This window comes from Actinosynnema sp. NPDC091369 (assembly GCF_044757065.1).
Classification (GTDB): Bacteria; Actinomycetota; Actinomycetes; order Mycobacteriales; family Pseudonocardiaceae; genus Actinosynnema.
Genome location: NZ_JBIVUG010000015.1, coordinates 36,848 through 50,916 on the forward strand (window position 1 = coordinate 36,848; position 14,069 = coordinate 50,916).

Below are 14,069 nucleotides of genomic sequence, written 5' to 3' on the forward strand. Positions count from 1 at the left end.
GGTTCGTCGCTTTCCGTGTTCGGGTTCGGGCATGGCGGAGCCACCGGGTTGCGAGACCGGTGGACTCAACCTGCGTGCGAATGAAGTATCCCGGCCGCAGGCCACGGAGACCGGGCAATAATCCACTCTTCGGGCGTGTTCACTCTGACGATGTAGTCGTTGACACGAGGGACCGTCGTTTCATCACCCATTGGGCACAACAGCACCAGCGCGTCCGGTCCAACCGATCCGTCGCCTTCTCCGCCGTAGCGGGCGCGCTGGGCAAGGCGTTCCAGCAGAGCCTGTCCGGCGGGGTATCGCCCGAGCGGGGTAAGGCTGTCCAGCGCCAACACGGGCTGGCGTGTCCACTCCCGCTCCAGCGCTCCGCACGCCTGCTCGACCACCCGGTGCAGGTTCAGCTGGTCCCTGCTGCCGGGATCGGCGGCGTCGGCGTGGAGCACGCGGTCGAAGTCGGGGATGCGGTGCGCCTTGGCGACGTCGCGCAAAGCGGCCACGAATGCCGCCGTTACGTCCGCCACCGGCACGCCCAGCGCGGCCTCCACCGCGGCCCGCGCCTGAGCCCAGCGCTTGCGCCGCACGGTGATGATCCGCACCCCGCCGCGCTGCGCCGCGTCGACCAGGCGAGCGTCCACGTCACTGGCGGCGGTGCCGGAGACGATCGGGTGGTGGCTCAGCGACCCGGTCGAGGAGGTCACCCGCGTCACGCCGGTCGTCTCGGGCGTGCGCGGCCGGTAGAGCTCGCCGTCCCAGGTCACCGGGAACCCGGCCTCGGTCAGCAGCTCCGCCAGGTCCCGGCCGGTCGGCAGGCGGTCGAGGCCGGGGAACCGGTTGTCCAGCCGCTGCTGCACGCCGTCGGCGGTCAGGCCGCCCTCGGGCATCCCCGCGCCCGCCTGCGCCAGCCGGAGCGCCCGCACCGGGGACAGGCTCCGGGGGTACAGCTCCAGGCGGAGGTTGGCCAACACCGTCCCGGAGCCCGCTGCCGCCAGCCGGACCAGGCGCTTCTCGTCGAACACCTCACCGGTCCGCTCCGCGCAGGCCGCCAACTCGCGCACCACCGCGGTCGGCGTGGGCAACGGGTCCTGGGCGGCCAGCTCACCGGCCTTGTCCGCCAACCGCTCGGCCAGGTCCAGCAACGACTCGTCGGACGGCGTGTCCACCGGGTCCCCGGAGCCGACCTGCAATGCCAGCAGCACCCGCTCGTGGTGGCGGCGCAACGACAACCGCGGCTCGTCGCGCTGCCAGTCCACCTCGTAGGCGGCCCGCAGCACGGCGTAGGCGTAAGCCATGCGCACCGGGTGCGACTCCACGTCCGAGCAGCCGTGCTGCGCCAGCAGGTGCTCGGCGAGCTCCTCGGCGGCGGCGACCCGGCGGAACGACACCAGAGTGTCGATCACCTCGCCGAGCGCGGTGTCGAGCACGTCGAGGGTCGACCAGGCCCGGCGGCGCGCGGACAGGACCTGGCTGATCCGCCCCTGGGTGAGGTTGGTGTCCCTCGCGACCACGACGCTCGTCGGCCACCGGGTCTGCGGCAGCACGCCGTTCTCGTCGGGCAGACCGAGCAGCAGGCGGCTGATCGCGGCCTGGGTGTCGTTGCGGCGTTTGACCTTCGGCAGGAGCATCGCGACGATCGCGTCCAGCGGCAGGCGCGAGCCGGTGACGTCGGACGGCAGTGGCGCGGTCGTGATCACGCCCGGCTCGGTCACGAGCCTGGTCCGCCACGCGGCGATGCGGTCGAGGAGTTCGGTCCGCGTCTTGCGGCTCAGCCCACGGGCTTTGCGCACGTCGTTGATCCGCAGGTCGAGCAGGTCACCGACGGTGTCGGCGCCGAGCCGGTTCGCCACCGCGACCGCCCGCAGCGTCAGCCCGGCCGCGTTGAGAGCGGTGTCCAGGGTCGCCCGCTCGGCTGCCTCCTGGCGCAGCTCCTCCGGGTCGTCGGAACCGCTGGACGACACCGAGGCCGGCGCCGTCGCGTCCAACGCGGTGAACACCCGCTGCCACGCCTCGCGCATCTGGGCGGCCGAGGTGAACCGCTTGTCGGCGTCGCGATGGAGCGCCTTGCTGAAGAACTCGCGCAGCGGCTCCCGCAGCCCCGCCTCGAACAGCTCGGCGGCCAACGTCACCGGCTCAGTGTGGAACCGGGGATTCGTGCCGTCCTCGCCCCACGACGGCAGCTCCAGGCTCGCCATCTCGTGCAACGTCACGGCCGCCGCGTAGCGCTCCGCGTGCAGGTCGTACACCGGGCGGCGGTCGCTGCCCAGGAACGGGTCGATGTATCCGCGGGTACCGGCGTTCACGTCGTTGAGCGGGGCGCCGGCCAACGAGAAGTCGAACAGCACCAGGCCCTGCCCGTACTTGGGGTGGCTGCGCAGGCCCAGGTTGTCCGGTTTGATGTCGCGGTGGAGCACGCCCTTGCGCTCCAGGTAGGACAGGGCGTCGAGCAGTTGGTCGCCGAGGAGTTGCAGCTTGTCGGGTAGCAGCGCGCCCTCGTCGCGCAGGATGTGTGCCAGCGACCGGTCGCCCGCGTAGTCGATCTCGATCGCGTGCCGGCTGCCCAGCGGGAACAGGCTGCGCCGGCGCACGACGATGTGCTCGTGCCGCAGGTCCTCCAAGGCGGTGGCCTCGTCGGCGAGCCGGTCGACGGCGTCGGCCGACCGCGAGACCTTCAGGACCGTGTCCGTGTTGTCGTGCTCGACCAGGAACGCTCGTGCGGTGGCGCCGGTGCCCAGGACTCGCTGCACCAGGTAGTCGGAGTCGGCGAGCCGCTCACCTGGCGCGGCGTCCCATGGGTCGGCGCGGTCGCCCGAAGGCTCGCCGAGCCGTTGGAACGCGGACAGCTCCTCCAGGAACTGCTCGACGTCGGCGAACCGGTCCCGGACCACCGGGTCGGTGGCCAGCGCGACCACCGCGTCGAGGTCGTCGGGGATGCTGTCGTCGACCGCACGCGGGTGCAGGCCGCCGTGCCGGGCCAGCTGGTCGAGCAGCTCGGAGCGGGTACCGGCGGGCGGCTGGCCGGTCAGCACCAGGTAGGCGATTGCGCCGACGCCGAACACGTCGATCGCGACGGTGCCGTCCGGGTCGTCGGTGAAGTCCGGGGCCAGGTACGGCGCGGCGGCGGCCTCGACGTGGGCGACCGCGCCCGAGCTGGGGCGCAGCCGGTGCACCGTCGAGGAGCCGGACAGGCCGCGTGCCGCCGCCTGCCACTCGCCCACCTGCAACTGCGGCTTCGTCCAGTCGCCGGCGGTCGGCAGGACGATCACCGCACGCGGTGACAGGGCACGGTGCACCAGCCGCCGCTCGTGGGCGTAGTGCACCGCTTCGGCGAGCTGGCGCACCATGTCCAACCGGGTGGGCAGGTCCAGGTCAGTGTGGTGCTGGGCCATGTAGTGGTCGAGCCGAAGCGCCTCCCGGGGCTGCTCGATGAGCAGCGCGGGACCCGCTTCGTGGTCGACCAAGTCCACCGGGCCGAGTAAACCGGGGTGGCGGATGCCCTGGCAGGCGCGGAACTCGCGCTCGGCCGCGGCGCGGATCGAACGCTGCTTGTCCGAGTCGCCTTCGCGTTCGTAGAGGTAGATCCGGACCCTGCGGTACTCGCCGGGCATGTCCTCGCGCTGGGCGTGGTGGTCCTGCCACGTCGGCCCCGTGTCGTACGGGCGAGGCTCAATCTGCCACGATCCGACGGTGATGCTGCGCCGGGTCGGGTGGATGCCCACCCGCTGCAGCAGCCGCGGCAGCGCGCGGGAGAAGTCCGGGCTCAGCGGCGTCCGGCTGATCTGGCCGGTGAGCAGGTCGGAGCCGATCTTGTCCAGCACCTTGCCGCTCTCGGGTCCGTAGACGCCGTGGCGCTGCGCGTCGTCGAGCTTGACATCCAGCGCGGCCTCGGACAGGAAGACCGCCGGTGCCACGAACGGGATGGCGACCCGGTCCTGCCGCGCCGCCTGGACGAGCAGCGACTTCAGTTCCTTGGCCTTCTGGTCGGCCAAGGGCAGCGGATTGTCGAACGTGCGCGGATGTCGACTGTTCGGACGGTGCTGAACCCACGTGCCGTGCCGGTTCTCCAGCCGGCCCTTGAAGCTTTTGATCTCGATCAGGTGCAGGCCGCTCGGCGTGGCGACCAGCAGATCCACCTCGCGGATGTGCCCGTGCGGGGAGGTGAACGTGAAGTTCGACCACGCCTCGTACGGGTGCCGGTCGGGCAGCAGTTCGCGCACCTGTCGCAGCGCCGCCCGCTCGTGCGTGAACGCGGACTGCGTGATCTCGTGCCACCTGCTCGACTGCTCGTCCACCCCGCACCCTTCGACTCGACGGCCTCATCATCCCCGATCGGGAGACCGGTGCCGACGCGTTACCTCCGGATCACCTCGTCGGGGTGACCGTCATGGCTTGACCAGGACCTTCGCCTGGCGCGAGAGGTAGTCGTTCACCTCGTCGGCGTCGAAGGCGGCCGGGTCGAAGTCGGCGGCGGAGTCCAGTTCCAGCCACTCCAGCCGTTCGGCGTGCTCCGGGTGCTCGGGGTCGGCCAGCACGTCGCACAGGTGCGCGTAGCCCCAGATGCCGCCGCTGTCCTCCGGTGGGGCGGCCCGGCGGCCGGTGAGGCAGCGAGGGTAGGCGGCACTCGGTTCGGCTTGCACGACGTCCTCCACCAGGATGTCGTGGTCCCAGGCGTCCCCGAAGTCGTATAGGTAGCCGATTCGATCCTTCGGGGCTTTCGCCACGTCGGCCACCGTCACGGTTGAGGCGTCGCCGTGACCCAGTTCCGGGTCGGGCATCCCGTACTCGCCCTCCGGCGTGTCGAAGACCCACAGGTGGTAGTCCTCCCAGGCGAACGCGTCCTGGATGGCTTGGTGCAGTCGCACCAGCGGCGTGGAGGACGGCACCTCCAGTCGACGCCAGATCGGCGGCTTCGACCCGCGCAGGGTGATCTTCAGCCGGTGCACGCTGGTGTCGAGGGCGGTCGGCGCGGCCTCCGGGAGCAGTTCCAGCCGCTGTTCGAGCAGCGCCAGGGTCGTCGTCACGTCCTCGACCTGGTCCGGCTCGACCGGGCACGGCTCGCGTTCCAGCACGTCCGCCACGATCCTGCGCGCCTGTTCGGGCGTGTACTCCCGGAACGGGACGCCCAGCTCTGCGGCTGCGTGGACGTACCCGGCCCGGATCTGTTTCGGCTGGTCGCTGACGAAGCAGTCCTTGAGGCCGCCGAGGTCGTGGTCGATCAACAGGACGAGGACGTGCGACTTGCGTCCGTACGAGAAGGTCAGCGCCAACCCCTCTTGAGCGCCGCGCGGGTCCGTGTAGCCGAAGCAAGCGCCGACGGTCGGCTTGCCCACCGTCGCCGCCCACTTCGGGTCGCGCAGCCCGCTCGAGACGAGGCGGTCGGCGGCCTGGGCCGCGAGCGGCCGCACCTCGGGCGGCGCGAGCACCGCGAACGACCTGGCCAGCGCGAGTGCTTCCGGCCTGCCCGTGGCCTCGGCGTCGGAGATCATGGCGGCCACCATGTCCGGGAAGTCCCGCGGATCGACGCTGTCTCCCATCGCGCCCAGGAACTCCGAAGCGTTCAGCTCGGCGTCCAGTGGTCCGCAACCCGGCTCCAGCAGTGGTGAGAAGCCGTCGAGGAACGCCATCGCGAGCTCGGCCACCGGCTGGACGAAGCCTGCCGCGGTCAGGCGCCCCACCGCGTCGGGCACGTCCCGGGCGGTGTCGACCAGCGCCAAAGCCTGCTCGGGGGCTCCTTGGTCAGCCAGCATCGCTCGGAAGTCGGACAGAGTGGGCTGGGCATCGTTCGACACCCGCCCAATCGTGCCGGCCGCGTCAGTGGCGTCGCACAGGGCTCCTGGGCCCGGACATTCCTCACCACGAATGGGAGGAGGGCACCCTGCCGGTGGTCAGCCGGACTCGGGAAGACCGCCCGCACGTCTGCCGGCCGCGTTCGTCAAGCGGCGGAGCTGGGCGGCCAGGTAGGGGCGGGCACGGCGCTGACCTCCCCGGTCCGTGATGGCGCGGGACAGGGCCTTCAGGGCCGTGGTCACGCGGTCCCGGTCGGGGTGCCAGCCACGGCGTTCGCACTCGGCCAGCCAGTCGGTGGGGGAGGAGTGGCCGCGTTCGCGGTTGCAGCGGCGGCACGCGGCGACCTCGTTCTCCAGCCACGACGGGCCACCCTTGACCTTCGGGACGAGGTGGTCGGTGGTGGGCGTGACGTGGCCGGTGAACTCCCGGCGGCACCACGTGCAGTCGCCGCCGTCGCGGAGGACGGCTTCGGCGAGGCGGGTCGCGCGGTCGCGGGCGGTGGGGGCGGTGGGGGCGGGCATCGACCACCAGGAAAGCACTGCGCCCCGACCGTCGCACGACGGCCGGGGCGCAGGGGTCTGGCGGGTCAGGCCGGGACGGAGGCGACGCCGGCCGGCAGGAAGCGCTTGCCCGTCACCTTCTCCGAGATGCCCGAACGGTCCAGGTAGGGGGTGATGCCGCCCAGCCAGAACGGCCAACCGGCGCCCAGGATCATGCACAGGTCGATGTCCTGCGCCTCGGCCACCACGCCCTCGTCGAGCATGATCCGGATCTCCTCGGCCAGCGCCTCCAGCGCCCGCGCGAAGACCTCGTCACCGGTCAGCGGCTGGTCGCCGAACGACCACAGCGCCTGCACCTCGGGGTCCACGGTCTGCTTGCCCGTCGAGTCCCACTGGTACACGGCGGTCTTGCCGGCCTTCACGAACGCCTTCATGTTCTCCGACACGCCGAAGCGGTCCGGGAACGCGGCGTGCATGGTCTCCGCCACGTGCAGCGCCACGGCCGGGCCGACGAGCTGCAACAGGATCAGCGGCGACATCGGCAGGCCCAGCGGCTCGGTGGCCTTGTCCGCCACCTCGAACGGCGTGCCCTCGTCGATCGACTTCACGACCTCACCCATGAACCGGGTCAGCAGCCGGTTCACCACGAACGCCGGGGCGTCCTTCACCAGCACGGACGACTTCTTCAGCTGCTTGCCCACCGCGAACGCGGTCGCCAGCGTCGCGTCGTCGGTCTGCCCGGCGCGCACGATCTCCAGCAGCGGCATGATCGCGACCGGGTTGAAGAAGTGGAAGCCCACGACCCGCTCGGGGTGCTTGAGGCCCGACGCCATCTCGGTGATCGACAGCGACGACGTGTTGGTCGCCAGCACGGCCTCGGGCGAGACGTGCTCCTCGACCTCGGCGAACACCTTCTGCTTGACGCCCAGGTCCTCGAACACGGCCTCGATGACGAAGTCCGCGTCCGCGAACGCCGCCTTGTCCAGCGAGCCCGTGACGAGCGCCTTGAGCCGGTTCGCCTTGTCCGGCGACACGCGCTTCTTGCCGAGCAGCTTGTCGATCTCGCCGTGCACGTACCCGACGCCCTTGTCCACGCGCGCCTGGTCGATGTCGGTGAGCACCACCGGCACCTCGAGCCGCCGCGCGAACAGCAGCGCCATCTGCGACGCCATCAGGCCCGCGCCGACGATGCCGACCTTGGTGACCTTGCGCGCCAACGACTTGTCCGGCGCGCCCGCCGGCCGCTTGGCCCGCTTCTGCACCAGGTTGAACGAGTACAGCCCGGCCCGCAGCTCGTCGCTCATCACGACGTCCGCCAGCGCCTCGGTCTCCGCCGCGTACCCGGCGTCCAGGTCGTTGGCGCGCGCCAGCTCCAGCAGCTCCAACGCCTTGAGCGCACCGGGAGCCGCGCCCTTGGTCTTGCCGTCGACGATCGCGCGAGCCCGCGCCACGGCCGCGTCCCAGCCCGCGCCGCGGTCGATCTCGCGGCGCGCCGGCACGACGTCGCCGCGCACCACGGAGGCCAGCCACAGCAGCGACTGCTCCAGGTAGTCCGCCGAGTCGAACAGCACGTCCGCGATGCCCAGGTCCAGCGCCTGCTTCGGGTTGAGCATCTTGTTCTGGTTCAACGCGTTCTCGAAGATCACGGTGACCGCGTCGTTCGCGCCGATCAGGTTCGGCAGCAGCTGCGTGCCGCCCCAGCCCGGGAACAGGCCGAGGAACACCTCGGGCAGCGCGATGGCCGCCGCGTTGGACGCCAGCGTCCGGTAGTGGCACGACAACGCCAGCTCCAGGCCGCCGCCCATCACCGCGCCGTTGACGAACGCGAAGGTCGGCACCGTCGACTCGGTGAACTTGCGGAACACGTCGTGGCCGAGCTGACCGATCGTCACGGCCTGCGAGCGCTCGGAAGCGCCCTCGACGGCGGTGAGGTCCGCGCCGACGGCGAACACGAACGGCTTGCCGGTGACCGCGATCGCCACCGGGGACGCCGCCGCGGCCTCGTCGAACGCCGCGCTCAGGCTCACCAGCGACTGCGGGCCGAACGTGGACGGCCGGGTGTGGTCGTGGCCGTTGTCGATGGTGATGAGGGCGACCTGGCCGTCCAGGCCGGGCACCGGGACGAGCCTGGTGCGGGCGTGGGTCACGACCTCGTCGGGGAACAGGGCCTTGGCCTCGTCAGCGGTCAACGCGGTCACTTGTTCTCCCCATTCCAGTGCGGGTTCTCCCAGATGACGGTCCCGCCCATGCCGATGCCGATGCACATGGTGGTGATGCCGTAGCGCACGTCGGGGCGCTCGGCGAACTGCCGCGACAGCTGGGTCATCAGGCGCACGCCCGAGGAGGCCAGCGGGTGGCCGGTGGCGATCGCACCGCCCCACTGGTTGACCCGCGGGTCGTCGTCGGCGATGCCGAAGTGGTCGAGGAAGGCGAGCACCTGCACGGCGAACGCCTCGTTGATCTCGAACAGGCCGATGTCGTCGATGGTCAGGCCCGCGCGCTTGAGGGCCTTCTCCGTCGCCGGGACCGGGCCGATGCCCATGACCTCGGGCTCGACGCCCAGGAAGGAGTAGCCGACCAGCCGCATGCCGACCGGCAGACCGAGCTCGCGGGCGGTCTCCTCCTCGGCCAGGATGCAGCCGGTGGCGCCGTCGTTCAGGCCGGCCGCGTTGCCCGCGGTGACCCGGCCGTGGGGGCGGAACGGCGTCTTCAGCTTGGCCAGGTCCTCGACCGTGGTGCCGGGACGGGGCGGCTCGTCGGCGGTGGCCAGGCCCCAGCCGTTCTCGGCGGACCGGGTCGCGACCGGCACGAGCTCCGGGCCGATCTTGCCGTTCTTCACCGCGTCGGCGTACTTGGCCTGCGACGCCGCCGCGTACGCGTCGGTGCGCTCCTTGGTGATGTGCGGGAACCGGTCGTGCAGGTTCTCCGCCGTCGAGCCCATGACGAGCGCGGACGGGTCCACGATCTTGTCGGACAGGAACCGCGGGTTGGGGTCGACGCCCTCGCCCATCGGGTGGCGGCCCATGTGCTCGACGCCGCCCGCGATCACCACGTCGTACGCGCCGAACGCGATGCCGCTGGCCGACGTCGTCACGGCCGTCATCGCGCCCGCGCACATGCGGTCGACGGCGTAGCCGGGCACCGACTTCGGCAGGCCCGCGAGCAGCGCCGCGGTGCGGCCGATGGTCAGGCCCTGGTCGCCGATCTGGGTGGTGGCGGCGATGGCCACCTCGTCGACCCGCTCCGGCGGCAGTTCGGGGTGGCGGCGCAGCAGCTCGCGGATCACCTTGACGACCAGGTCGTCGGCACGGGTCTCCGCGAAGATTCCCTTGGGGCCGGCCTTGCCGAACGGCGTGCGCACGCCGTCCACGAAGACCACGTTTCGAACGCGTGCCGGCGCTTCTGGTGCGGCCACGGCGTCTCCTCCGCTTGTGGTGACGATTCGCCCGAGCGGTCGGGCGCGACTCCTACCGATCGGTAACACAACTCTAGCCCCTGTTACTGGCCGGTAACCACCGAGGTCTCCCTGTTCGCTCGGTCACAGAACGCCCGAATGGCCAGGAACAGCCCGAACCCGAACGGGGACAGGACGATCGTGAGCACCAGCAGCGGCCCCATGAGCAGCGGGTGCAGCCCCAAGCGGCGGCTCTCCCGGTACATCCACGCGCCGATCAGCAGGTCCCACGCGATCACCTGCGCCCAGATCGCCGAGGCGCCCCAGGCGGTGGCCAGGAACTCCCTCAGCGCGTCCAGGTCCGGACTGCTCATCGTCGCCCACAACCGGGGCAGGTGCGCGGCGACCAGCACCCCGTAGACGACCAGCGGCGGCGCCGCGATCAACGGCGACGACGCGAGCCGGCCCGTCAGCGCGGACTTCGGCGCGAAGATCATCAAGCCCCAGAACGGGACGGTGAGCCAGAACGTGATCTCGAACAGCACTCCGGTCATGCGGGCACGACCTCCTTCGCGGCGAGGGTCCGCGCGACGACCGCGGTGGTCCAGGTGACGACCGCCAGCGCGCCCAGGGCGGTGAGCAGGTCCGGGCGCAGCAGCGGCTGGCCGCGCAGCGCCTGCCACGTCACCAGGGCCATCAGGCCGGTGTAGCCGATCGTGAGGCCCCAGGCGAGGCCCGGTGTCGCGCGCCGGCCGAACAGCGCCACCAGCAGGGGGATGACCTGGAGGGCGTGGATGCCGACGAAGTGCGGCACGCGCAGGTCGCCGACCTCGGTGTTCCAGCCCGTCAACGCCATCTCCGGGCCGCCGTCGGGCGCGCCGACGCTGTGCGCGCCCACGATCCCGCCGTCGTCGTCCTGGCCGGGCGCGGGGGTGGTCATCAGGGTGCCGAGGGCGAGGCCGACCAGGGACAGCGCCAGGCCGAGCCTGATCGCGAGGCCCGTGGCGCGGTTCTCGAACCGGGTGAGGGCCAGCGCCACGGCGATCACCGCGTGCATGATCCAGAGGGTGAGGATGCTGTAGGTCATGACGTCCCACAGCAGGTCGTCGAACGGCGTGGCGACGTTGAAGTGGCTGCGCCGGCCGCGCAGCACCTGGCCCACGATGACGGCCATCTCGGCGGCGCCGGCGAGCGCGATCACCGTGCCCGCCCACCGGCCGACGCGGCGCAGGCGGGTGGTGAGGGTGAGCATCCAGGCGAGCGTGACGCCGTACAGGCACAGTGAGACGGCGAACTTGAACGGCTTGAACCAGATCGGCGACCCGACCAGAATCCGGTCGTCGACGATCAAGCCGCCGAGCGAGACCACCGTGATGGTGGCCATGAGCAGGGAGAACAGCATCAGTGGCGGGTGCCGGCGGAGGAAGCGGGTCATGGACGGCTCCTAGTATGGATAGCGGTACTTTCTACTATCAGATAGCTAGAGTATCCATACGGGGCTCGTTCGAGGAAGGGGTTCGGCCTGTGCGCATCGCCGAGTTGAGCCGTCGCAGCGGCGTGCCCGTCGCGACGATCAAGTACTACCTGCGAGAGGGCCTGCTGCCCGCCGGTGAGCTGACCAGCCCCAACCAGGCCAGGTACTCCGAGGACCACCTGCACCGGCTGCGGCTCGTGCGGGCCATGGTCGAGGTGGGCGGGCTGTCGATCGCGGCCGTGCGGGAGGTGCTCGGGGCGCTGGACGACCCGGAGAAGTCGCTGCACAAGGCGATGGGCACGATCTCCGCTGCGGTCGCGCCGCCGGACCTCGGTGCGGACGACGAGGTCGCGCACGCTCAGGTCGCCGCGTTCCTGGAGCGGCAGGGGTGGGTGTGCCGGCCCACGTCCTACGCGTACAAGGCGCTGGTGGGCGTGCTGGCGACGGCGCGGGAGGTCGGGCACGAGCGGTTCGCGGACCTGCTCGACGGGTTCGCCGACGCGGCCCGGCCGCTGGCCGAGGCCGACCTGGCCTACGCGCTCGGCGCGGGCACCAAGGACGAGGCGCTGGAGGGCGTCGTCGTGGGGACCGTTCTGGGTGACGCGGCGATGGCCGCGGTACGCGCGCTGGCCCGCCGCGAGCTGTCGGGCGTGCGCCAATCCACCCCAGCCCGTGAGTCGAACACTCAGGTCCCGAGAGTCGAACACTCAGGACCCTTGAATTCAACGCTCAGGACCGGCGTCGTCCGACCTGAGTGTTGAACTCGGGGGTCCTGAACGTAGGACTCTCGGGACCTGAGTGTTCGACTCGCGCGTGCTGAGCGTTCGACACGCGGGACCTGAGTGTTCGACTCGCGCGGGTCAGGTGGGGGTGGACAAGGCGGAGGAGAGGGGGGTCGCGGTCAGGGCGATCTGCCAGTTGCGGGCGCCGCCCTCGCGCAGGGCGGTGGCCACGCCCTCGGGGGAGACGTCGGCGGGCGGCTGCCAGCACGTGCGGCGCACGAGGTCGGGCAGCAGCAGGTTCTCCACCGGCAGGGTGTTCGCCTCGGCGACGGCCGTCAGCGCGGTCCTGGCAGCGGCCAGGCGGGCGGCGGCGGCCGGGTCCTTGTCGGCCCAGCGGTTGGCGGGCGGCGGGCCGTCGTGCTGCTGTGACGGCTCCGGCAGCTCGGCGCGGGGCAGTGCGGCGGCGCGCTGCAACGCGCCCAGCCACACGCCGACCATCCGCCGCTGCGCCCGGCCGCGGAACACCGGCAGCGCCAGCAGCGCGGCCTCGTCGGCGGGGTTCTTCACGGCGGCGTCGACCAGCGCCGCGTCCGGCAGCACCCGGCCCGGGGCGATGTCGCGCTCACGGGCCAGCGCGTCGCGCGCCTCCCACAGCGCCCGCACCGCGGCCAGCTGTCGGGGACTGCGGATGCGGTGGATGCCCGACGTCCGGCGCCACGGCTCCGCGCGCGGACGCGGCAGGGGAGCCGTGCGGGCCGCCTCGAACTCCTCGAGCGCCCACTCCAGCTTCCCCTGCCGCTTGAGCTCCTGTTCGAGCACGTCACGCAGCTCGACCAGCAGTTCGACGTCGAGGGCGGCGTAGTTCAGCCAGTCGGCGGGAAGGGGGCGGCGCGACCAGTCGGCCGCGCCGTGCCCCTTCTCCAACCGGTAGCCCAACAGCCGCTCGACGAGCGTGCCCAGCGCCACCCGCTCGAACCCGGCCAGCCTGCCCGCCAGCTCGGTGTCGAACAACGCGCTCGGACGCAGGCCGAGTTCGGCGAGGCACGGCAGGTCTTGCGACGCCGCGTGCAACACCCACTCGGTCCCGTCCAGCGCCTCGACCAGCGGATCGAGCCGACCGCCGAGGGCGATCGGGTCGACCAGCACGGTCCCGGCGCCTTCCCGGCGCAGTTGCACCAGGTAAGCGCGTTGCGAGTAGCGGTATCCCGAGGCTCGCTCGGTGTCCACCGCAACCGGACCCGTCGCTCCGGCGAGCGCATCAGCGGCACGCCGGAGCGACGGTGCGTCGGCGACGACAGGCGGAACGCCGTCAGCGGGTTCCACCAGCGGCACCGGATCAGCACCGGTTGGTTCGGTTGGCTCGTCGGAGGGTACGTCCACGGCGGAAGACCCTACGACGAACGCACCACTCGCGGGTGTGTTCGGCCGGTTCAGTGTGCCGACCTGCTCAGCGGATCACGCCGGCACGCATGGCCAGCGCCACCATCTGAGCCCGATCCCCGGTGCCCAGCTTGCGCCCGATCCGCGACAGGTGAGACTTCACCGTGAGCGCGGAAAGGCTGAGCGCTTCGCCGATCTCCTTGTTGCTCTGGCCATCGGCGACCAGCTGGAGGACCTCGACCTCACGCGCGGAGAGCTCCCGCGGCGTGTTGTCGGTGCCCGGCACCCTCGTGCCCGCGGCGAGCACGGGCGCAACGCTCGGATCTGCGTAGACGCCGCCGTCGAGGACCCTGCGCACCCCGTCGGTGACCACCATCGGAGAGGCGGACTTCAGCAGGTACGCCTGAGCGCCTGCCTGGAAGGCCGACCTGACCGCGTAGGGGTCGTCGGAGGACGCGAGGACCACGATGCGGGGCCAGCCCTGGGCACGGAGTTCCGTGACCAGGTCGATGCCGGTGCCATCCGGCAGACCCAGATCGAGGATCGCGAGGTCGCACGGTCCGGTAGCGAGTGCCCGCGCCCGAGCCTCCGCAACCGAAGCCGCCTCATGCACTGTCCCGGCTCCCATCTGGGTGAGCCGAGCCGATATCGCCTCCCTCAGCAGTGGGTGGTCGTCGACCACCAGCACTGAAAAAAGCTCCTCCCGCGGGTGCGGGACCATGTTCGCCGGCAACGTGCCGGCTGGCGTGGTACGAACGGCCTGACCTAAGCCGACGGCAGCCACGTCACTACCTCCCTGGAGTCGGTCGTGCCCCCCGACC

At 71.5% G+C, this 14,069-nt stretch carries 10 protein-coding genes; 1 reads left to right on the plus strand and 9 read right to left on the minus strand.

From position 1 onward, the window contains the following. Positions 1-65: 65 nt before the first annotated feature. The 7 genes from pglW to ACIQMJ_RS35475 all read right to left on the minus strand — a co-directional run bounded on the left by pglW (position 66) and on the right by ACIQMJ_RS35475 (position 11,107). Entirely contained in the window at positions 66-4,283 is a 4,218-nt protein-coding gene (gene pglW, locus ACIQMJ_RS35445) for a BREX system serine/threonine kinase PglW (RefSeq protein ID WP_499765371.1), read from the minus strand. Between the two features lie 90 nt (positions 4,284-4,373). Beyond that, a complete protein-coding gene (locus ACIQMJ_RS35450) occupies positions 4,374-5,738 on the minus strand; it encodes a plasmid pRiA4b ORF-3 family protein (RefSeq protein ID WP_499765372.1) in 1,365 nt (454 codons plus the stop codon). 138 nt (positions 5,739-5,876) lie between these two features. Beyond that, positions 5,877-6,299, minus strand: coding sequence for an HNH endonuclease (locus ACIQMJ_RS35455; protein ID WP_499765373.1), 423 nt, complete (start codon positions 6,297-6,299; stop codon positions 5,877-5,879). Between the two features lie 65 nt (positions 6,300-6,364). Continuing rightward, positions 6,365-8,476, minus strand: coding sequence for a 3-hydroxyacyl-CoA dehydrogenase NAD-binding domain-containing protein (locus tag ACIQMJ_RS35460; RefSeq protein ID WP_499765374.1), 2,112 nt, complete (start codon positions 8,474-8,476; stop codon positions 6,365-6,367). Further along, the gene (locus ACIQMJ_RS35465) at positions 8,473-9,693 is read right to left on the minus strand and encodes a thiolase family protein (protein ID WP_499765375.1); all 1,221 of its coding nucleotides are present in this window, start codon (positions 9,691-9,693) and stop codon (positions 8,473-8,475) included. The genes ACIQMJ_RS35460 and ACIQMJ_RS35465 overlap by 4 nt, the downstream gene beginning before the upstream one ends. 83 nt (positions 9,694-9,776) lie before the next feature. Further along, positions 9,777-10,226: an ABA4-like family protein gene (locus ACIQMJ_RS35470; protein ID WP_499765376.1), complete on the minus strand. Its 450-nt coding sequence runs from the start codon at positions 10,224-10,226 to the stop codon at positions 9,777-9,779. Then, positions 10,223-11,107: a hypothetical protein gene (locus tag ACIQMJ_RS35475; protein WP_499765377.1), complete on the minus strand. Its 885-nt coding sequence runs from the start codon at positions 11,105-11,107 to the stop codon at positions 10,223-10,225. The genes ACIQMJ_RS35470 and ACIQMJ_RS35475 overlap by 4 nt, the downstream gene beginning before the upstream one ends. An 89-nt stretch (positions 11,108-11,196) precedes the next feature. On the opposite strand from ACIQMJ_RS35475, the gene ACIQMJ_RS35480 reads away from it, so the two are divergent. Next, positions 11,197-11,907, plus strand: a complete 711-nt coding sequence (locus ACIQMJ_RS35480; RefSeq protein ID WP_499765378.1) for a MerR family transcriptional regulator — start codon at positions 11,197-11,199, stop codon at positions 11,905-11,907. Positions 11,908-12,006: 99 nt separating this feature from the next. Here the strand turns inward: ACIQMJ_RS35480 and ACIQMJ_RS35485 are convergent, their stop codons facing one another. Both ACIQMJ_RS35485 and ACIQMJ_RS35490 read right to left on the minus strand, forming a co-directional pair. After that, on the minus strand, positions 12,007-13,248 hold the full coding sequence (locus tag ACIQMJ_RS35485; RefSeq protein WP_499765379.1) for an HRDC domain-containing protein: 1,242 nt from the start codon (positions 13,246-13,248) through the stop codon (positions 12,007-12,009). Positions 13,249-13,315: 67 nt separating this feature from the next. Beyond that, positions 13,316-14,032 carry a response regulator gene (locus ACIQMJ_RS35490; protein ID WP_053718177.1) on the minus strand — a complete coding sequence of 239 codons (717 nt, stop codon included), beginning with the start codon at positions 14,030-14,032 and terminating at the stop codon, positions 13,316-13,318. Positions 14,033-14,069 lie beyond the last annotated feature (37 nt).

What these genes read in the sequence shown, in the direction of transcription:
- ACIQMJ_RS35455 (WP_499765373.1), bottom strand. Translation starts at nt 6,299, where the DNA reads ATGCCCGCCCCCACCGCCCCCACCGCCCGCGACCGCGCGACCCGCCTC.
- ACIQMJ_RS35475 (WP_499765377.1), bottom strand. Translation starts at nt 11,107, where the DNA reads ATGACCCGCTTCCTCCGCCGGCACCCGCCACTGATGCTGTTCTCCCTG.
- ACIQMJ_RS35450 (WP_499765372.1), bottom strand. Translation starts at nt 5,738, where the DNA reads ATGCTGGCTGACCAAGGAGCCCCCGAGCAGGCTTTGGCGCTGGTCGAC.
- ACIQMJ_RS35470 (WP_499765376.1), bottom strand. Translation starts at nt 10,226, where the DNA reads ATGACCGGAGTGCTGTTCGAGATCACGTTCTGGCTCACCGTCCCGTTC.